The organism is Parafrankia colletiae (assembly GCF_001854655.1).
Classification (GTDB): domain Bacteria; phylum Actinomycetota; class Actinomycetes; order Frankiales; family Frankiaceae; genus Parafrankia; species Parafrankia colletiae.
The window spans coordinates 71986-91345 of record NZ_MBLM01000121.1 but is presented as its reverse complement, the minus strand read 5'-3'; the positions used below and the strand labels follow the sequence as shown (position 1 = coordinate 91345).

The window sequence follows — 19360 nt, the reverse complement described above, 5'->3', positions numbered from 1 at the left end:
GGCCAACGCAGCTGAACAGTCAACGCGGCTGAACAGGCAGCGACTACCAGATGCGGACGCGGTCGGACGGGTCCAGCCACAGACCGTCGCCGGGGGTGGTGCCGAAGACGTCGTGGAACTCGTCGAGGTTGCGCACGATGTTGGCGCGCAGCTCCGGCGGGCTGTGCGGGTCGGTGGTGAGGAACTGGCGCTCGAGTTCGAGTCGGCGSTTGGTACGCCACACGTAGGCCCAGTTCATGAAAAGCCGCCGCCGGTCATCCCGGGACGCCTCGCCGCCCTGGGAGATGACGTAGGCCGTGTGCGCGATGGTCAGGCCGCCGAGATCACCGATGTTCTCGCCGACGGTGAGCGCACCGTTTACCTTCTCGCCGGGCAGGTTGCGTGGTTCGAGCGCGTTGTACTGCTCGACGAGGGTCTTCGACTTGACCTCGAAGGCGGCCTTGTCGGCGGGGGTCCACCAGTCGTTGAGATTGCCCGCGCCGTCGTACTGCGCGCCCTGGTCGTCGAAGCCGTGGCCGACCTCGTGGCCGATCACCGCGCCGATACCACCGTAGTTCTCGGCCGGATGGGCGTCGGGGCTGAAGAACGGCTTCTGCAGGATGCCGGCCGGGAAGCAGATCTCGTTGGTGCCGGGGTTGTAGTAGGCGTTCACGGTCTGCGGCAGCATGAACCACTCGTCGCGGTCGACCGGAGCGCCGATCTTGGCAAGCTGCCGGTCGGTCTCGAACGCGGCAGCCGCCTGGGTGTTGCCGATCAGGTCGCCGGCGCGGACCTTCAGGCCCGAGTAGTCCCGGAACCGGTCGGGGTAGCCGATCTTCGGTCGGAACGTCTCGAGCTTCTCGTAGGCCCGCTGCTTGGTCTCCTCCGTCATCCAGTCGAGACGCGAGATCGACGCGCGGTAGGCCGCGAGCAGGTTCGCGACGAGGTCGTCCATCTGCGCCTTGGCGCGCGGCGGGAAGTGGCGGGCGACGTACTCCCGGCCGACGGCCTCCCCGATCGCGCCCTCGACGAAGCCGACCGCGCGCTTCCACCGGGCCCGCAGCTCCGGGGTGCCGCTGAGCGTACGACCGTAGAAGTCGAAGTTCGTCTCGACGAACTCCTCGGGCAGGTAGGGCGCGGCGGCGCGCAGCACGTGGCTCAGCAGCCAGTCGCGCCACACCTCGATCGGCGTCTCGGTCAGCACGGCTGACAGGTGCTCGAAGTACGACGGCTGGCGTACGCACACCTCGGCCAGGGTCGCCTGCGTGCCGGTGAGCTGACCACCGAGACCGGTGATGTAGGCGTCCCAGGCGAAGGCCGGGCAGAGCGTCGCCAGCTCCTGGGCTGTCAGCAGGTTGTAGGTCTTCTGCACGTCACGGGTGTCGGCCCGCTCCCAGTGGCCCTTCGCGAGCAGGGTGTCCAGCGCGAGGATCCGCTGCGCGGCGCCCTCCGGACCGGGGTGCCCGGCCAGCCCGAGGATGCGGGTCAGGTGGGCGACGTACTTCTCGCGGATCTCGGCGAACCGGTCGTCGCGGTAGTACGACTCGTCCGGCAGACCGAGGCCGCCCTGGAGCAGGTGGAACAGGTAGCGGTCGGAGTTGCGGTCATCGGTGTCGACGTAGGAACCGAACAGCCCACGGCCACCGACCCGCTCGAACTCACCCAGGAACGTGGCGAGAGCACGGATGTCGCCCACGCCCTCCACGGCATCCAGCAGCGGTCGCACCGGGCCCAGGCCGAGCGCCTGGATCGTCTCGACGTCCAGGAAGGAGTTGTACAGGTCGGCGATCTTGCGCGCCTCGTCGTCCTGGGTGGCCGGGTCCTGCGCGGCGAGGTCGGTGATGATGTCGCGGACCTGCTGCTCGGCGGTGTCGGCGAGCTGCACGAACGGACCCCAGCTCGAGCGGTCGGACGGGATCTCCGCCTCGGCGAGCCACCGGCCGTTCACGTGGCCGAAGAGGTCGTCCTGCGGTCGTACGTCGAGGTCCATGCCGTCGCGTGCATCGTCGAGAATGCTCACAGAACGGAAGTCTCCAATCGATCCGGCGTCGAGGGAAGGATCCGTCAGGAACCTGTGGACCGACAGTACGTCCCGACTCGCGTCCCGGTGCGGCGTCGCGGCACACCGCGCGCGGCGGTTGGGCCGGAGCCTCGCCAGCGCGGTGACCGGCCCTGGAGTTCCACCACACCGCCGTCGGTGACGAGGCCGAACCCGGTGGTGTGGCTGCCACCTGTCCGGACGAGCCGCCCGCCGCTGGCCGATCCGCCGCGGGACGATCGCGGTACGGTCAGTGATCCGCGACGGTCGGCGACGGACAGCCAGCAACGGATGGAGCGATCATGCGCATCGGCATCACCCTGTCGGACGGCGGCGGACCGGACGCGCTCACGCGCCTGCGCGACGACATCGCCCGGGCGGCCGACGACGGGCTCCACTCGGCGTGGTTGTCGAACATCTTCGGCCTGGACGCGCTCACCGCCCTGGCCGTGGCCGGCAGCCCGCTTCCCGGCGAGCGGGACACCGGCATCGAGGTGGGGTCGGCGGTCGTGCCGACCTACCCCCGCCATCCGGTCGCGCTCGCCCAGCAGGCGCTGACGACGGCCCTCGCCGTCGGCGGGCGGTTCACGCTGGGCATCGGCCTGTCCCACCGGGTGGTCATCGAGGACATGCTCGGCTACAGCTTCGACCGGCCGCTACGGCATCTCTCCGACTATCTGGACGTCCTGCTGCCGTTGCTCGACGGTGATCCGGTCGACGTCCGGCGGGAGACGGTGCGGGCCGCGGCCGCCCTGGGCACCCCGCGGGTGGGAAGGCTCCCGGTGCTGGTCGCGGCCCTCGGCCCGAAGATGCTGGAGCTGGCCGGCGCGCGGGTCGACGGCACCGTGCTGTGGATGACCGGCCCGCGTACGATCCGCGAGTACATCGTTCCCACGATCCAGGCCGCGGCGTCGACCGCCGCCCGCCCGCCCGCGCGGGTGGTCGCGATGCTGCCCGTGGCGGTCACCGACGAACCGGACGCCGCCCGCGAACGGGCCGCCCGCGAGTTCAGGATGTACGGCGGGCTGCCGTCCTATCGGGCGATGCTGGACCGGGAAGGGGCTGCGGGGCCGGCGGACGTCGCGCTGATCGGCAGCGAGGAGTCGGTGCGGGACCGGATCGCCGAGCTTGCCGGCGCCGGTGTCACCGACTTCGTCGCCGCCGAGTTCTCCGCACCGGACGCGGCCCGCACCCGAGCCCTGCTACGGGAGCTCGCCCCGGCCCGGCTGGCCTGACCGGGCGGGCGCTGCCGGCAGACAGGCGCTGCTGGCAGACGGGCGCCGCCGGAAAAGAGAACAGCGCGCGGCCGCATCGGTCGCGCGCTGTTCGGGGTAGGGCGGGGTGCCGTGTCAGACCGGCTGGACGTTGTCCGCCTGCGGGCCCTTCTGGCCCTGCACGATCTCGAACTGGACGCTCTGCCCCTCGTCAAGCGACTTGTAGCCGTCCGCGATGATCGCCGAGAAGTGCACGAACACATCCGGACCGCCGCCGTCTACGGAGATGAACCCGAAGCCCTTCTCCGCGTTGAACCACTTGACCGTACCCTGAGCCACCAGCGTTCTCCCTGCTGCTTTCCCGGTAGACGTCTCTCGTCTCCCGGCCTCGCACCGGTCGCGGATGGCCCCGCGCCCAGCCGTTCCGGTTCGACGATGCATGACGCTCACACAACGGAGAACAGGTAACGCCTCGACTCTACCGGCTGAGGGCCCGCTCCGGGCGGTCAGTCCAGGATGGCCGGGCGGTTGACAAGCGACGTCACCGTCCTCGGTGTCCGGCGGCCCCGGAGCGCCCGCTGTACCCGCCGGTAGCCGAGACGAGTCACCGTGCGGCTGCGATACGCGCCGACGTGGATCGGCTCACGTTTCCGCTGAGGACGCCGGTGGCCGGCCGGGGACACGGGCAGCCCGCCGGCACGGACATACCGCGCGAGTGGACCTGACCATCGAATCCCGACCTTGTCGCCACATATTCCCAGTTCCTTCCCTAACTTCTGGTCGTCCCCTTTCCGTACGCCGCAGCGGCGCACCCGCGCGGGATGGTTTCCGGGAGGACGGTGGTTCGCGCCGGGGGGCTGGGCCAAAGAACCACGGGAGGTCGGTGCGACTGATTCTGGTCACGGACGTCGCAGCGGCAGTTCGAATGCGATGCGGTGCGGCCGTGAAACAACGACCGGGCCGGGGGCGATTCAACGTGCCGGGCCGCCTGCGGAACCTGCGTCCGGTGAGCTCCGCCGCGGCCTGGCTGCCGGCTCGCCTCGTCCTGGCCGAAGGGGAATCGCGCCGGACCAGGCTCGGGCCGGCCGGGGTGCGGCGGCCGCGCGGACCTTCGGACACCGCTCGAGCGCTGAGGCGCATGGACGATGCGCCGCTGATCCCCGCGGCGGGCGGYCGGGTGAGCCGGCGGTTGGCGGTTGGCCTGAGCTGTGCTCCCTACGCCAGGCGGBGGCTCGTTCCCGCGAATTGTCGGCGTCCTGCTCCGGACTGAAAAGTACTGGCCTTCCAGGGTGGTCGGCGTACCGCCGAACATGCGACTATGTGGTGACCTAAGCCGGGGGGCAGGTTCACTATGTACAATTCCAGATATCTGGCTGCGAACGAGCAGACCGTCGTCCAGATTCGACTGCACTGGGTGGTGCTCGCCCGGGTGGTTCTCGAGACCGCGGCGGTCCTCGTCGGCGTCGTGGCGATCGCGGTCTATTCCGCGGGTCGTGACGTGAACGCGCGAGTCGTGGTCACACTTCTCTGGTGGGTGGCRCTGGCCGCCGTCGTGCGGCTGCTGTGGCGCCTGCTCGACTGGCACCGCACCTGCCTGCTGATCACCAGTTCGCGGCTGATCAAGGTGTCCGGCATCATCTCCACGAGGGTCCAGAGCATCCCGCTGAGCAAGATCACGGATCTCTCGTACAACCTGGACCCCAACGGTCGGGTACTCGGTTACGGCGCATTCGAGCTGGAGACCGAAGGAGACCACACGAGTGACCTCGAGAAGCTCCAGCACGTGCCGCACCCGGACCGGTTCTACCTGCTGCTCTGCGACAGCATCTTCGGTGGTTCCCCCGAACCGGCCGTGGACGATTAGTCGCGGAGACACTCAGGGGCCTGGGCCTGGGCCTGGGCCGCGCCTGCGTCTGGTGTCGGGGACGGTGCGTACGGCGTAGCCTCGCACCGTGATCCTCATGTGCCCGTTTTGGCTGTTGGCAGCCCTGCCCGCGGATCCGGCCGCCCAACCGGGCGCTGCCGCGAAGCCAGCGGGTCCCGTGGGTCCCGCGTCGCGGGGGAGTGCCACGTCCACCTGCCTGCCCGGCGGCGGGCGGCCATGACAGGGCACAAGCCCGACTTCGCGGACCTGCTGACGCTGGATTCCGTGGACCGGGACATCTTCCGCGGCCTGTGCCATGCCGGTGCGCCGATGCGTGCCTTCGGCGGGCAGGTCGCGGCACAGGCCCAGGTGGCCGCGGGCCGCACCGTGGATCCCGACCGGCGGATGCACTCGCTGCACGGCTACTTTCTCCGCCCCGGCCGCACCGACAGCCCGATCGTGTACCTCGTCGAACGTATCCGTGACGGCCGGTCGTTCACCACGCGCCGCGTCAGCGCCGTGCAGGACGGCGAGACCATCTTCTCGATGTCGGCCTCCTTCCAGCTGCCGCGCGACGCCGAGGAGACACACCAGCTCCGTGCCCCGGACGTACCCGGACCGGAGAATCTGCCCCGCTGGTGGGAGCCGATCGACGAAGCCCCCGAGTTCCGGCCGTTCCTGCTGATCGACATCCGTTCATCGAGAAGCCCCGCCGGGCGCACCGACGGCTCGCGGGCCACCGACGGGACCGGGCGGGCAACGGGATCGCCGGAAGCGGCGTCCGCGGCACCGGAGTCGACGGCGGGTGACGGGATGCCGCGGCAGAACGTCTGGGTACGGGTCGACCAGACGCTGCCGGACGATCCGCTGCTGCACGTCTGCGCGCTGACCTACCTGTCGGATCTGACCCTGTCCAGCACCGCGTACCTGCCCTACGCGGGGCTGCCGGGGCGGCTCGACATCGTCTCCCTCGACCACGCGATGTGGTTCCACCGGCCGTTCCGCGCGGACGACTGGCTGCTGTTCGCCCAGGACAGCCCGAGTGCGGGAGGCGGGCGGGGGCTGTCCCGCGGCGTGTTCTTCAACCAGGACGGTCAGGCCGTCGCCTCCGCCATCCAGGAAGCCGGCCTGTTCCGCCGCTGAGCCCGCCCGGGTGGCGGCGGCTGGTGATCATTACCCGAGGGGATTGGTCGCCGTGACCAGCCAGGTCGCGCCGGGGAACCGGACCGCGTCGTTCACCAGATGGCGACGCAGCACCGCCCGGACGTCGTCGAGCAGCGCCGACCAGCCTTCGGGCCCCAGCCGCGGTTCGAGCTGCTGCTGTGCCAGACGACCGGTGGAGGTGCTGAGCACGGTGGCGAGGCGCTCCTCCACCCCGTCGCCGCCAGCGGTGCCGTAGTCACAGCTGAAATCGAAGGGGCTGATGGTGATGTCGGCCCAGCCGGCGTCGCCGAGCAGGGCGGCGAGCCGGCCGGAGTCGGCGAAGGCGGTGGGGCCAGGTGTGCCCGGAGCCGGATCCGCGGGCTTCGGATCCAGGCGGTCGGCGAGGATGTCCGAACCGAGCGTGAACATCGGGTTCTCGCTGCGGCCGCGCCAGCAGGCGAACACCAGCCGGCCCCCCGGTGCCGCGGCCCGGCGGATGTTGGCGAACGCGGCGGTCGGGTCGTCGAAGAACATCACGCCGAAGCGGGAGAGCACCCGGTCGAACGACGGGCCGGGGGCCGCCGCGGTCAGGTCGACGACCTGTGCGTCGCCCACGACCACCGTGGCCTCGGGCACCCGGCGGCGCGCCGCTTCGGCCATCCCCGGTGAGATGTCGACGCCGACTGCGCTGGCACCCGCGGCGGCAGCGGCGGCCAGCAGGGCACCGGAGCCGCAGCCGACGTCGAGGAGCCGCTGCCCGGGCCCGACCGCGGCGGCCGTGAGGATCGCGGCGGTCACCGGGGCGAACACCGCGTCGAAGATCGCCTCGTTGGCCACCCAGCCGGCTGCCTTGTCGGCCCAGTCCTGCCGCATTCCCTCGTTCCCGGCGGGCTTCACGGCGCGCTCAGCGGCTGGGTCGTCGGTCGTCCGGGCATCCGCCCGGCGGGTGGGTACTCGCAGTCGAGCTGGCTGACATCGATGTCGCGCCCTTCCCCGCCACCGACAGAGCCGTCCCGAGCCGTGTAGACAAAGGTGCAGGCCCGGCCATGACCGTCAGTGATGTTCGAGACGTAGATTTTGTCGTCCTGGGCGCAGCCGCCGAGCAACAGAACTCCCAGCGCCACGACGGCCAGCGCCCAGAGGCCGGCCCGGGTGCCTTTCATGGGGAGAAGAATACGGCGGCCCGGGATTCGGGCGCAGGTCACGGAGGGCTGTGGGCCGTGGGCGGTGCTGCACGTACCGCACCAGGTACTGCACGTTCCCTGCACGTTCCCTGCACGTTCCCTGCACGCCGCGGCCGGCGGTCATGGGTCAGAGCTCGGGTGACGCCGGCAGCGCCTCGCTGACCAGAGCGTGCGCGATCGGCCGCGCGTAGTCGTAGGACGCGAGCTCGCCGATCGAGGTGCCCAGCGCGGTTGCGCCCTCGAACAGGACGAACAGCTGGTGGCCCAGGGTCTCGGGGTCGCCGGCGCCGGCCTGCGCCGCGGTGTCGACAAGCTGGCGCAGAAATCCCTCCTTGTGCGCGTGTATCACCGCACTTCCCGGGTGCCGCGGATCCGTGATCTCGACGGCGGCGTTGTGGATCGAGCAGCCCCGCACGGCCACCGCCGAGGAGGGACGACCGAAGAGAGCCAGCAGGCGTTCGCCCGGCGCCAGATCGGTGCGGCGCAGGTACTGCTCGTTGGTCGGGGCGTGCTCGCTCATCCAGGTCAGGTAGGCCGCGACGAGGTCGTCCTTGCTGCCGAACAGCTTGTACAGCGTGCGCTTGGAAACCCCGGCAACCTCGGCGAGCTGCTCCACACCGGTCGCGTGGATGCCCTGCCGGTAGAACAGGGTGCACGCCGTGGCCAGGATGCGCTCCCGGGGACCGCGCCTGTCGGGGGGCACTCCGGACGCTGCTCGATTGATCGTCACATCAGTCAGGGTAACGATCGGTATCTGTGCTGGCAAAACGGAGCCCCGCCTTCCTCTTCGGCTGTGACGGGCGTCACTTCAACATCGGGTACCGATCGGTTTTTGGGTCCGTTAGTGTCTGTGTGGTACCGATCGGTACCCGATCTGACGAAGGAGAAGTCGTGGCCGACGTTCTGACCCATGTGACCGCTCCCACCCGCTATCTCGAGGTAAACGGAATCCGTTACGCCTACCGCCGGTTCGGTGCGGGTGGGGGGACGCCCCTGYTGTTCCTGCAGCACTTCCGCGGCGGGCTGGACCACTGGGACCCGGCGGTGACCGACGGGCTGGCCGCGAACCRCGAGGTGATCCTCTTCAACAACGCGGGCGTCGCCAGCTCGTCCGGCGAGACCCCCGAGACGTTCGCCGCGATGGCGGACCGCGCCGCCGAGTTCGTCGGCGCGCTGGGTCTGGAGCAGGTCGACGTGCTGGGGCTCTCGATGGGTGGGGCGGTCGCGCAGGAGCTCGCGCTGCGGAACCCGCGGCTCGTCCGACGGCTGATCATCGCCGGGTTCCGGCCCCGGGCGGGCGAGGTCGAGGGAACCGCCCCTGACATGATCGATGTCGCGACCCGCCACGAGGTGCCGACCCTGGAGGACTTCCTCTATCTCTTCTTCGAGCCATCCGAAACAAGCCAGGCCGCCGGCCGGGCATTCTGGGAGAGGCGCCACGCGCGCACCGTCGACGTCGACCCCCCGACCTCCCGGCAGACCATGATGGCGCAGCTCGCCGCGGCGGGTGAGTGGGCGGAGCCGCACGGCGAACGCTACTCGGAGCTCGCCCGGATCGCGGCGCCGACTCTGGTCGTCAACGGCCGACGCGACATCATGATTCCGACCGTGAACTCCTACATCCTGGCTCAGCACATTCCCGGCGCGCAGCTGGTCATCTACCCGGACTCCGGCCACGGATCAATCTTCCAGTACCCCGATCTCTTCGTCAGCCAGGCAACGCGCTTCCTCGACGCGGAGCACCCCTTCGGCTGAGGGCGCTCCCGCCGGTGAGAACCACGGTCATGCTGCCCGGAACGATGAAACAACGACGATGGAGAAAGGGAAATAAAATGGATCACCTGCTGGAGACGGTGCTCGAGGCGCATGGTGGTCGGGAACGCTGGTCGAAGGTCTCCGAACTCACCGCGCACCTGTCGGTCGGCGGCCCGTTCTGGGCGATGCGCGGGTTCCCCGACGCGTTCCTCGAGGAGACGCTRCACATCGACGTCGCCGACCGGAGAGCTGTTCTCTCCCCCTGGGTCGCCGCGGACCACAGCCTGGTCGCGGATCTCGCCCGTGACGGGGTGGCCCTGCACGCTGCCGACGGCTCCGTCATCGAGAGCCGCGACAGGCCCCGTCCCTCCTACGCCGGATACGACCTCTACTCGGCGTGGGACCGGCTCCAGGTCGGCTACTTCCTCGGCTACGCCATGTGGAACTACCTCACGACGCCGTACCTGCTGGCCGATCCCGGAGTGACCGCCCACGAGACTGATCCCTGGGACGAGGGCGGACAGACCTGGCGCAGGCTGCAGGTCAGCATTCCCGCGACGATTCCCACCCACACGGCCGAACAGGTCTTCTACTTCGACGCCGACGGACTGCTGCGCCGCCTCGACTACACGGTCGACGTCAACGCGAACGCGACCGTCGCCCACTACACCGACGGTCACCGGACCTTTGACGGGCTGGTCTTCCCGACCCGCCGTCGCGTCTACCCGCGCAGGCCGGACGGAACCGCCGACCGCTCCCTCCCCGGACCGGACGGCTCGGCCATCGCCATCGACATCGACGACGTCACCGTCGCCTGACGCGGTCAGCGAACGACATCGAACACCTGCTTCTGGACGCCGTTGGGGTAGGCGTCGCACTCTGTCAGCTTCAGCAGCGTCCTGTCCTTGTCCGCCTCGCTGAACAGCCGCTTCCCGGCGCCGAGCAGGACGGGGAAGACCAGCAGGTGGTAGCGATCCACCAGGCCGGCGTCGGCGAGGCTCTTCCCCAGGGTCGCGCTGCCGTGCACTGCGATCGGGCCGCCCTCGGTCTCCTTCAGCGCCGCGACGTCGTCGACGGAGCGCAGGATCGTCGCCGGCCATCGCGGGTCGGCCTCGGCCAGCGTGCTGGACACGACGTACCGCGGCATCGCGTTGTAGCCCGCGAAGTCGTCCATCGTCGGCCAGACCGGCGCGAACGCCTGGTAGCTGGCCCGCCCCAGCAGCAGCGCCGTCGTCTCCTCCTGCTCGCGGCCCTTGATCTCGTAGGCGGCGGGGTCGAAGTCGATGTCCTTGAACGTCCAGCCGGTGTTCCGGTATCCCGATTCCCCGCCGGGAGCCTCCATGACACCGTCGACGGACACGAAAGCGGTGACGATCAGTGTGCGCATCCTGCATTCTCCTCTGCTGGGTCGCGGATTTTCCGCCTCGCCATCCTCGCGGTCGCGAGCAGCCCACCGGGCCTGCGGGCCCGTGGGTGGCCGGCGCGTCACCGGTTCGGACTCCTCCGGCGGCGGAAACTCATCGGTCGCCGACGCCGTCAGGCCCGGATGTCCCTTCCTTCCGGGTGCGAAGCGGGGTCAGCCTGCCCGCAGCGCCGTCCGGTGCTCGCGGGGGGTGACGCCGCGGACCCGTTTGAAGGCAGTGCTCAGCGCGAAGGCGCTGCCGTAGCCGACCTGCCTGGCGACCGCGCCGACCGTCGCGTCGGGCGCACGGAGCAGGTCGGCGGCGAGGTCGAGGCGCCAGCCGGTCAGGAAGGCCATCGGCGGCTCGCCGACCAGGTCGGTGAACCGGCGGGCCAACGAGGCCCGGGAGACCCCGGCCTCGGTCGCCAGGGCGGCGACCGTCCACGGCTGCGCCGGATGGCTCTGCATCAGCCGTAGCGCCCGGCCGACCACCGGGTCGGCGTACGCGCGGTACCAGCCCGGCGCCGCCGCCCCCTGCCGGGCGAACCAGGTGCGCAGCGCGGCGATGAGCAGAAGGTCGAGCAGCCGGTCGAGCACCGCCTCCTGGCCTGGTTCGTCCCGCACGATCTCGTCGGCGAGAAGCGGGATCAGTGGGGAGTTCCAGCTGCGGTGCGTCACCGTCAGTAGTGGTGGCAGCGCCCGCAGCAGCCGTTGGCTGACCTCCCCGTCCAGCAGGTAGGCGCCGGTGAGGATCACCGTGGGGCCGTCCGGGCTGTCACCCCAGGTGCGTACGCCGAGGTCCATCGCCGCGGCCAGGCTGTTCCCGGCCAGATCGGTGCAGCGCTGACCCGGGTGGATCACGATCCGGGGCGCGGTGGACGGGGCGTCCGCCACGGTGTAGGGGGCTGGCCCGCGGATGATCGCGACGTCGCCGGGGCCGAGTCGCACCGGCGCGCCGCCGTCGGGCAGTACCCAGGCGTCGCCGCGCACCACCGCCGCGACCGCGAGCGGAGCCTCGTCCTGGATGCGCAGCGACCAGGGCGGTGTGAGGATCGAGCGTTGCAGGAAGGCACCGTGCGCCCGCGGCCCGTCCAGCAGGCCGACGACAGCGTCCATGATCGGAGTCTAGTCGCCCGGTCTGGACGCACGGACATGCTTCCAAGCTCCTCGACGATGGTTCCGTCGCGCCCACCGTCCTTCACTGGATGGAGATGACGCCAGCGCCGCACGACAGGACGAGGATGCGCATGGACCTGCTCCGGAACAGCTCGCTGATCGCCGCCACCGTGACCACGGGCCTGATGGCCGGCCTGTACTACGCCTATGCGTGCTCGGTCATGCCGGGCCTGCGGGCCACCGACGACCGCACCTTCGTCGCCTCGATGCAGTCGATCAACCGGGCGATCCTCAACGGCTGGTTCTTTCTGGTCTTCATCGGCGCGCTGCTGCTGACCGGACTGGCGGTCGCCGCGCAGTTCGGCGCGGGCGCGCGCCCGGCCCTGCCCTGGATCATCGCCGCGTTCCTCCTGTACGGCCTCACGATCGTCGTTACCGGCGCGGTCAACGTGCCCCTCAACGACGGGCTCGTGGCCGCCGGCGACCCGGACCGGGCTGTCGATCTGGCGGCGGTGCGGGCCCGTTTCGAGGCGACCTGGGTCCGGTGGAACCTGGTCCGGACAGCGGGGTCCCTGGCCGCGTTCGGCTGCCTGACCTGGGCGCTGGTCCTCGAGGGCCGCGGTGGGAGCTGACCGCCCGGGTCGGACCCGGGCGGTCAGCCCTGCGAGCCCGTCGGCCCGTCGGCCCGTCGGCCCGTCAGCCCGTCAGCCCGGCACCCGGGACAGCGCGAAGCGCTCCACGATCGTCCGGCAGAACGCCGGCAGGTCAGCCGGCGACCGGCTGGTGATGAGGTTGTCGTCCACGACGACCTCCTCGTCGACGACCTCCGCCCCGGCATTGCGCAGGTCGGTGCGGATGCTCGGCCACGAGGTGAGCCGACGCCCGCGTACGACGTCGGCCTCGACGAGCAGCCAGGGCCCATGGCAGATCGCGGCGACGGGCTTGCCGGCCTCGGCGAACGACCTGACGAAGCTGACCGCGTACCGGTTCATCCGCAGATGATCGGGATTGGTCGTCCCGCCTGGCAGGAGCAGAGCGTCGTAGTCGTCCGGCGAGGCATCGGACACCAGCCGGTCGACGGGGACGGTCCCGGCGGGGTCCGTGTCGAACTGCCGGGTCTGGATCTCACCCGGGTGGACCGAGATGACCTCCGTGCTCGCGCCGGCGCCCAGCAGCGCCCCGCGGGGCTGGTCAAGCTCGACCCGCTCGACACCATCGGCGGCGAGGATCGCGATCCTCCGGTTCTCGAGGCTGTGCGTCATGGTGGTCACCTCCGCTGGCGGCAGACAAAAGGTCCTGCCCTGGACGTGACCTCGCACCCGCGCCCCAAACATCCGCCGGGGTGGACTTCTCGGGTACCGTTCGAGAAGTGATCATGGGGGCGGCGGACCTGTTCCTGACAAGCGTCGGGCGACGCCCCGACGGGCTCTGGGCGGCTCCGGGTCGCGTCACCGTCATCGGGGAGCACACCGATCACAGCGATGGCTTCGTACTGCCGATCGCGCTCGCGCAGCGGGTGGTCGTCGCCGCCGGCCGCCGGGGCGACGGGCAGCTCGTCGCCCGCTCGGCGCAGCAGCCGCACGAACCGTATGCCCGGGCGCTGGAGCAGTTGGCACCCGGCGCGGCCGCCGGCTGGAGCGGCTACGTCGCGGGGGTCGCCTGGGCGCTGCGGGAGGCGGGCCACGACATCGGCGGCGTCGACATCGTGGTCGACAGCGATGTACCGGTCGGGGCCGGGCTCTCCTCCTCGGCCGCCCTGGAGTGCGCGACGGCGCTGGCCCTGAACGACCTGTTCGGCCTGGGCCTCGGCCGGATGGAACTGGCCCACCTCGGCCGGCAGGCCGAGAACGAGTTCGTCGGGGTGCCCTGCGGGATCCTCGACCAGTCGGCATCTCTGCTGGCCACGGAGCGACACGCGCTTCTCCTCGACACCCGCTCGCTGGCCTACGAGCAGATCCCGTTCGACCCGGCCGCCGCCGGGCTGGCCCTGCTCCTGATCGACACCCGTTCCCGCCACGCGCTGGTCGACGGGCGCTACGCCGCCCGCCAGGACGCCTGCCGACGGGCCGCGCAGGTGCTCGGCGTGCCGGCGCTGCGGGACGCGACGCTGGACGGGGTCCTGCGGCTCGGTGATCCGCTCCTGCGCAGAAGGGCCCGCCACGTCGTCACCGAGAACGCCCGTGTCACCGAGGCGGCCGGTCTGCTCCGGCGTGGCGCCGTCCACCGCATCGGCCCCCTGCTGACCGCCTCGCATGCCTCGCTGCGGGACGACTTCGAGGTGACGGTTCCCGAGCTCGACGTTGCTGTGGAGGTGGCGCTGGCGTCCGGCGCGCACGGAGCCCGGATGGTCGGCGGTGGCTTCGGCGGCTGCGTCCTCGTTCTCGTCGACGCGCAGGCCGCTCCGTCCGTCGCCGCGGCGGTGGCGGCCGCGTTCGCGCGGCGTGGTTTCCGCCGCCCTCTGCCGCTCCACGCCGTCCCCTCGGGAGGAGCCGCCCGGATCAGATGATCGTGCCGGGGCGCGACCCACCGTGGCGGCCCCGGCCCGGGCTCAGCCGGAGAGGACGCGGATGCCACATGACGGCTCCGCGAGGTAGACCTGGTCGGGCTGACCGGCGTTCAGCGAGACCTGGTTCTCGTTGATCGAGGCGGTCGTGAAGTCGAGCATGCGGCCGTCGCTCAGCGCGTGCAGCGCGAGCTCGCACTTGTCACCGCCGTTGAAGTCGACGACCTCGACCTGAACGGTGCCCTCGGTGTGGAACGCCTCGGTGTCGCCCACGGACGACTCCTGCGCGAACGGGAGCCCGGTGTCGCCCGTCGTCCGCAGGCCCTGGACCTCGCACTGTTCGTTGTTGACGTCGAAACGGAACTCGCCGGTCTGGGCGACCTGGTAGGTCTTGGTGCCCCACAGACCGGACAGCGTCCGGCTCTCCCCGGTGGTGACGTCCGAGACGACGATCGTGCAGCCGCTCGACCCGTCGCCGCTGCTGTCGATCCGGTTGTCGATGCGCAGCCGCCATGGGGCGTCGGCGCTGAAGGTACCGGCGTCGAGGTCGGACGAGGAGGAGGCAGACGAGCCTCCGTCGTCGTCGCCACCCTGCAGCGACAGCACCACGGCCGCGATGACGGCGGCCCCGGCGACGATGCTGGCCACACCCGCGAGCGCCGCGATCCGTGCCCTGCTTCTCCGGCCGCGTTTCCCGCGCCCCCCGCTGCCGTCGCCGTCGGCGGGAGGCGGGCCGGCGTTCGCACTGCCGGGGGACTTACCCGTCCCCGCGGCGCTCCCGGGGCCCTGACCGGCGCCGGCCGGTGCGACCGTCGCGGACCAGGGCGGGGTCGGCGGCAGCGCGGACGAGGTCTGCAGCTGGCGCGTGGCCAGGCCGGGCTCACCCTCGGGGAGGGCGCCGACCAGGGCGGTGAGCAGATCGACAGCCGTCGGCCGCTCGGCGGGATCACGGGCCAGTGAGCTCGTCACCGGTCCGTGCAGAGGTGCGGCGAGGGCGTCAAGGTCGATGGTGGGTTCGGCGAGGAGGACGCGGTGCAGGACGGCCGGAGCGGGGCCGGAGCCGAACGGCGGCTCACCGGTGGCGGCGAAGCACAGGATGGCGCCCCAGGCGAACACGTCCGTCGCCGGTGTCGCGTCCTGACCGGAGACCTGCTCCGGCGAGTGCCAGCCGGGGGTGCCGACGAACTGGCCGCTGACGGTCAGCGCGGCGGCGTCGGCAGCCGCCGCGATGCCGAAGTCGATGACCTTGGGCCCGTGCGGCGTCCACAGCACGTTCGACGGTTTGAGATCCCGGTGGATCAGCCCGCTCGCATGAATGGAGAGCAGTGCCTCCGCGAGGCCGGTGGCGAGGGTGATCTGGTCGTCCTCGCCGAGCCTGCCGATGGTGCGGATGTGCGTGGCCAGGTTCGGTGCGTCGACGAACTCGGTGGCCAGCCAGGGCCGGTCGGCGTCCAGCTCGAAGTCGACCAGGCGGACGGTGCGGGTTCCGCCGACCCGGAAACACGCCTGGACCTCACGCTGGAACCGGCGCCGGAAATCGGGATCGTCAGCGAGCTCCTCGCGGACGAGCTTGACGGCCACCTTGCCGAACGGCCCGTCGGCGAGGTAAACGACCCCCATGCCGCCGCTGCCGAGGCGGCCGATGACCCGGTGCCGCCCGAGTGTGGTCGGCTCACCGGGCCGTGGCGGCTGGATCCGTGCGTCGGTCGTGTCCACGCTCGTTCGAACTCCCCCTGGTTACAGACCGTGTCGCGGCATTGTCTGGTGCCCGGCTCCAGGAGTGCGCGCTGGACTCGGGCACCAGACATGTTCAGGCAACACTGCCGACGATCGGCGGGTCCCGCAACCCCCCGGCGGCGCCAGGAAAGAAGCTGGTCGAAGCCGCCAGGCTCAGGCGGACTGGCCGAGCTGAAGTGGCAGGGCGACGAGCGAGCGGATCGTGGTCGTGAAGGTGGGCTCGAAACCCTCCGGCACACGGTAGTCGGGGATGCGCGCGAGCCATTCACGCAGTGCGATGCGCAGCTCCAGACGAGCCAGGTGCGAGCCCAGGCAGCGGTGCGGGCCCCGCCCGAACGCGATGTGCCGGTTCGGCTCGCGGTCGAACCGGACGACATCCGGGTCGGGGATCTCCTCCTCGTCGGTGTTCGCGGAACCGAGAAGGCCGGTGACGACCTGCCCCTTGCTCACCGGGCAGCCGGCGATCTCGGTGTCCTGGGTGGCGAAACGCGCCACCATCATCACGGGCGACTCCCAGCGGAGCAGCTCCTCGACGGCACCGGGGATCAGCGCGGGGTTGTCCACCAGGGACTGCCGCCGCTCGGGGTGCAGCGCGAGGTGCAGCATCATGCAGTCCAGCGAGGCGGAGACGGTGTCGAGACCGGCGACCAGGAACAGGAAACAGATATCGAGGATGTCCTCGTGGGACAGCCGGGCGCCGTCGACCTCGGTCTCCAGGAACCGGCTGACAATGTCGTCGCCCGGGCTGGCACGCCGGTCCGCGATCACGGCGTCGAAGTACTCGTAGATGGCTGTGGCGGTCTTCTTGAGCAGGGCGACCGAGTCCTCGTGCCCGCGGGGCTGGCCGGTGATCGCCTCGGGGCGGATGAAACCGTCCTTGAACTCCAGGAAGGTGGGGAGCTGGTCGAGGGGCAGCCCGAGCAACGAGAGGAAGACCTGGGACGGGAAGCGCACCGAGAAACGATCGACGAAGTCGACCTCCCGCTCGGCGGCGATCGTGTCGACGAGTCCGCGGGCCAGCTCGGTGATCGGCCCTTCCATCTGCTTCATGCGCTGCGGCGAGAACAACGGGTCGAGGATCTTGCGGTAGTCGCGATGCCTCGGCGGGTCGATCTGCAGCGGGATCAGCGGCCGCTCGGTGCCGGTCTGCGTCGTGGCGACACCCGAGGAGAAGACCGCGGGGTTGGTGAGCAGGGCCGCGATGTCGGCGCTGCGGGTGAGCAGCACGCCACGGGTGCCCAGCGGGAGCGCCCCCTTGGCGCGTAACGCGGGAAAGATCGCCTGCGGGGCGGTCAGGAACGCCGGGTTCTCCATCGGATTCGATCCCTGCGATGCCGCGTCGGACGACGCGCTGCCCATGGACATGGTGGCCTCCCTGTCACTGCCTACAAGGCCCCAAAAATTATACTAAGTTCAAAATTGAGACAACCCCTGACTCCGACCTCCAGGTGGGTTCCCCGCGTCGGTCGGGCATCTCCACCGAAGCCCGGCTCTGCGGAACCACGCGCGGTACCACCGGGAAACGGGGGCTCGGCCACGTGTCGGGGTGTTCGTCCCGGCGGGATTGATCCGCCAAATCGTGTGGATGATTGCGTGGCCGGGACCCTGCGACGAAACCGCTGGTCAATGGGCCGGCATGCACGGGGGGCGAAACGGAACCGCAGGTCGCCGCACCGTGCCGCCAGTCACCCGGACCCGGCGCTGCGGGGAGTAGGGCGATCGCGGCACTACACTTGGACAGTGTGATCGATGGACCGTCGGCGGAGATCGTCTCTCCGCGCGGCCCGTCGACGCCGCCCCCGGCCGCTGCAGCGCGCATGCATGCGGCAGCAGCCGCCGCCGCGCCAGGAGGCTCCGGCGTGGCACTGGCCGCTGCGGGCACCGCGGAACCCCCGGTATGGGCCGGCGGGCGGTCCGGCCGTGCGGCCCGTGCCGCTGTGTTCGCCTGCCTGACAGTCGGTCTCTCGGTTGCCGCGCACCGGGCGTCCGGTGGCATGGCGCCTTCGCTGCCCGTCAGTGTCATGGGCCTGCTGCTGACCTGCCGGGTCGGCTGGGGTGTCGCCGCCACCCGGGTCTCGTTGGCACGGCTGGTCGCCCTCGTGTTCGGAGTGCAGGCGGGCCTGCACCTCGCTTTCGCGATGAGCGCACCCGGCGGTCAGCACGGCGGCCCGTTGGCTGTCGGGCACACGCCTCCCGGCCCGGTCACCGGCGAAGGAGTGCACCTGCTGGCGGGCGGCGTGTCCGCCCTGGCAGGGCACAGTCTCGCGACTCTCTGCCTGGCGGTGTGGCTGGCTGCGGGCGAGCGGTTGGTGTGGCGGGTCGCGAGCCGGGCCGCCACGGCCGTGAGGCGGGCGGCCGGTCGGCTGCGGCGTCGTCGCGCGCGCCTGGTGCCACCGGCCGTTCGGCTGCTGCTCAGACTGCCACCCTGCTCGGGGGCGGCGCGGCTGCTGCCGCTGCGCCATGTGATGCCGCGCCGCGGGCCGCCCCGGCACCGCGCCGGCCTGGTGCCAGGTCGTGCGGGTCGCCCCGGTGTTCTCAGGGTGAACCCGCCGGTCGCGGTACCGGGGCACTGACCCCGAGGTTGTCGGCCGTCAGAGGCCTCCGGCCTATCTGGCCCACCTCGCACATCTCGCCAGCTGGTCCACCGGGCCGTCGCGCCGCTGCGTGTCGGCTGCGTGGCCGGCGTGACTGCATCGAGCGCGAGCGGGGGCGGCATGGCCCGCCTCCGCATCCACCCTGTCGGCAACTGCGGCCAGCCGTGCCGTGTCCGGGCACCCCGTCCCCTGCCGGCGGCCGGCCGCCGCCCGACCCGGTCCACCTCTGATGGACCATGGCGTTTGGGAGCCACCATGAGCCAGGAAACGCATCACACTGGTCATTCCGTCGGTTCGCGTCCCGCGCCGGCACACCCGGCGGTAGCGGCTGGGGGCGCGCCGAACCGGCGTGCCTCCGGCGAGCTCGAGCGGGAGGTCCTCAACCTGCTCTGGTCCGCGGACGAGCCACTCATGCCGTTCCAGGTGCAGCAGCGCCTCGGCGGCGGACTCGCGCAGAGCACGGTCGCCACCACCCTGCTGCGGCTGATGGACAAGGGGCTCGCCGACCGCGCCCCACGAGGAAAGGGCTTCGGCTACCGGGCGCTGCGGCGCGCCGAGGACCACGCGGCGGTACAGATGGTCGCGCTGGTCCGCCGGGGCGAGAATCCGGATGACGTCCTGCGCTGCTTCGCCAGCCAGCTGCCCGCGGGCTACCAGCGGGTGCTCCGCGAGGCGCTGACCGTCTCCGGCTGACCGGGGGGCAGCCCGCGCGGCACGTCCTGGGCGCAGCGACGCCCCTCCGCGGGGAGCGGGCCGATCGAGCGCCGACGGCTGCCCGCTGCCTGGCGTGGGTGGGACGTCAGGCCCCCCGACCTGACGTCCCACCCACGG

Annotated in this window: 19 protein-coding genes; 9 read left to right on the top strand and 10 right to left on the bottom strand. The window is 71.2% G+C overall.

What is annotated here, in order from left to right:
- Window positions 1-43: 43 nt before the first annotated feature.
- On the bottom strand, window positions 44-1999 hold the full coding sequence (locus CC117_RS17945) for a M13 family metallopeptidase (protein WP_071085628.1): 1956 nt from the start codon (window positions 1997-1999) through the stop codon (window positions 44-46).
- Window positions 2000-2319: 320 nt separating this feature from the next.
- Here CC117_RS17945 and CC117_RS17940 point away from each other — a divergent pair, with 320 nt between their 5' ends.
- Window positions 2320-3252 (top strand): TIGR03564 family F420-dependent LLM class oxidoreductase, encoded by a 933-nt coding sequence (locus tag CC117_RS17940; RefSeq protein ID WP_071085626.1) that lies wholly within the window; start codon window positions 2320-2322, stop codon window positions 3250-3252.
- 114 nt (window positions 3253-3366) lie between these two features.
- On the opposite strand, the gene CC117_RS17935 is transcribed toward CC117_RS17940, so the two are convergent.
- Window positions 3367-3570, bottom strand: a complete 204-nt coding sequence (locus CC117_RS17935; RefSeq protein WP_018636128.1) for a cold-shock protein — start codon at window positions 3568-3570, stop codon at window positions 3367-3369.
- 1012 nt (window positions 3571-4582) lie between these two features.
- Between CC117_RS17935 and CC117_RS17930 the strand changes: the two genes are divergently transcribed.
- Together CC117_RS17930 and CC117_RS17925 are read left to right on the top strand one after the other, a co-directional pair.
- Complete coding sequence (locus CC117_RS17930) at window positions 4583-5095, top strand: PH domain-containing protein (RefSeq protein ID WP_071085624.1); 513 nt, start codon at window positions 4583-4585, stop codon at window positions 5093-5095.
- 237 nt (window positions 5096-5332) lie between these two features.
- Complete coding sequence (locus CC117_RS17925; RefSeq protein ID WP_071085622.1) at window positions 5333-6238, top strand: acyl-CoA thioesterase; 906 nt, start codon at window positions 5333-5335, stop codon at window positions 6236-6238.
- A 30-nt stretch (window positions 6239-6268) separates the two neighbouring features.
- Here the strand turns inward: CC117_RS17925 and CC117_RS17920 are convergent, their stop codons facing one another.
- The 3 genes from CC117_RS17920 to CC117_RS17910 all read right to left on the bottom strand — a co-directional run bounded on the left by CC117_RS17920 (window position 6269) and on the right by CC117_RS17910 (window position 8125).
- Window positions 6269-7111: a class I SAM-dependent methyltransferase gene (locus CC117_RS17920; RefSeq protein WP_071085694.1), complete on the bottom strand. Its 843-nt coding sequence runs from the start codon at window positions 7109-7111 to the stop codon at window positions 6269-6271.
- A 20-nt stretch (window positions 7112-7131) separates the two neighbouring features.
- On the bottom strand, window positions 7132-7401 hold the full coding sequence (locus CC117_RS17915) for a hypothetical protein (RefSeq protein WP_071085620.1): 270 nt from the start codon (window positions 7399-7401) through the stop codon (window positions 7132-7134).
- A gap of 148 nt (window positions 7402-7549) precedes the next feature.
- Complete coding sequence (locus tag CC117_RS17910) at window positions 7550-8125, bottom strand: TetR/AcrR family transcriptional regulator (RefSeq protein ID WP_241830213.1); 576 nt, start codon at window positions 8123-8125, stop codon at window positions 7550-7552.
- A gap of 188 nt (window positions 8126-8313) precedes the next feature.
- Between CC117_RS17910 and CC117_RS17905 the strand changes: the two genes are divergently transcribed.
- Entirely contained in the window at window positions 8314-9177 is an 864-nt protein-coding gene (locus CC117_RS17905) for an alpha/beta fold hydrolase (RefSeq protein ID WP_071085617.1), read from the top strand.
- Window positions 9178-9254: 77 nt separating this feature from the next.
- Window positions 9255-9995: a hypothetical protein gene (locus CC117_RS17900; protein ID WP_071085615.1), complete on the top strand. Its 741-nt coding sequence runs from the start codon at window positions 9255-9257 to the stop codon at window positions 9993-9995.
- Between the two features lie 5 nt (window positions 9996-10000).
- Here the strand turns inward: CC117_RS17900 and CC117_RS17895 are convergent, their stop codons facing one another.
- Window positions 10001-10564, bottom strand: a complete 564-nt coding sequence (locus tag CC117_RS17895; protein WP_071085613.1) for a dihydrofolate reductase family protein — start codon at window positions 10562-10564, stop codon at window positions 10001-10003.
- A 189-nt stretch (window positions 10565-10753) separates the two neighbouring features.
- Entirely contained in the window at window positions 10754-11695 is a 942-nt protein-coding gene (locus tag CC117_RS17890) for an AraC family transcriptional regulator (protein ID WP_071085611.1), read from the bottom strand.
- Window positions 11696-11826: 131 nt separating this feature from the next.
- Here CC117_RS17890 and CC117_RS17885 point away from each other — a divergent pair, with 131 nt between their 5' ends.
- Window positions 11827-12327, top strand: a complete 501-nt coding sequence (locus tag CC117_RS17885; protein ID WP_071085609.1) for an anthrone oxygenase family protein — start codon at window positions 11827-11829, stop codon at window positions 12325-12327.
- 72 nt (window positions 12328-12399) lie between these two features.
- Here CC117_RS17885 and CC117_RS17880 read toward each other — a convergent pair whose 3' ends face one another.
- Window positions 12400-12957 carry a type 1 glutamine amidotransferase domain-containing protein gene (locus CC117_RS17880; protein WP_071085692.1) on the bottom strand — a complete coding sequence of 186 codons (558 nt, stop codon included), beginning with the start codon at window positions 12955-12957 and terminating at the stop codon, window positions 12400-12402.
- Between the two features lie 113 nt (window positions 12958-13070).
- Here CC117_RS17880 and galK point away from each other — a divergent pair, with 113 nt between their 5' ends.
- Window positions 13071-14201, top strand: a complete 1131-nt coding sequence (gene galK / locus CC117_RS17875) for a galactokinase (protein WP_071085690.1) — start codon at window positions 13071-13073, stop codon at window positions 14199-14201.
- A gap of 42 nt (window positions 14202-14243) precedes the next feature.
- Here galK and CC117_RS17870 read toward each other — a convergent pair whose 3' ends face one another.
- Window positions 14244-15914, bottom strand: a complete 1671-nt coding sequence (locus CC117_RS17870) for a serine/threonine-protein kinase (protein WP_071085607.1) — start codon at window positions 15912-15914, stop codon at window positions 14244-14246.
- A 174-nt stretch (window positions 15915-16088) separates the two neighbouring features.
- A complete protein-coding gene (locus CC117_RS17865) occupies window positions 16089-17249 on the bottom strand; it encodes a cytochrome P450 (protein ID WP_071085605.1) in 1161 nt (386 codons plus the stop codon).
- A 545-nt stretch (window positions 17250-17794) separates the two neighbouring features.
- Between CC117_RS17865 and CC117_RS17860 the strand changes: the two genes are divergently transcribed.
- Both CC117_RS17860 and CC117_RS17855 read left to right on the top strand, forming a co-directional pair.
- Window positions 17795-18508 (top strand): hypothetical protein, encoded by a 714-nt coding sequence (locus CC117_RS17860; RefSeq protein ID WP_071085603.1) that lies wholly within the window; start codon window positions 17795-17797, stop codon window positions 18506-18508.
- A 276-nt stretch (window positions 18509-18784) separates the two neighbouring features.
- The gene (locus CC117_RS17855) at window positions 18785-19222 is read left to right on the top strand and encodes a BlaI/MecI/CopY family transcriptional regulator (protein ID WP_084132315.1); all 438 of its coding nucleotides are present in this window, start codon (window positions 18785-18787) and stop codon (window positions 19220-19222) included.
- Window positions 19223-19360 lie beyond the last annotated feature (138 nt).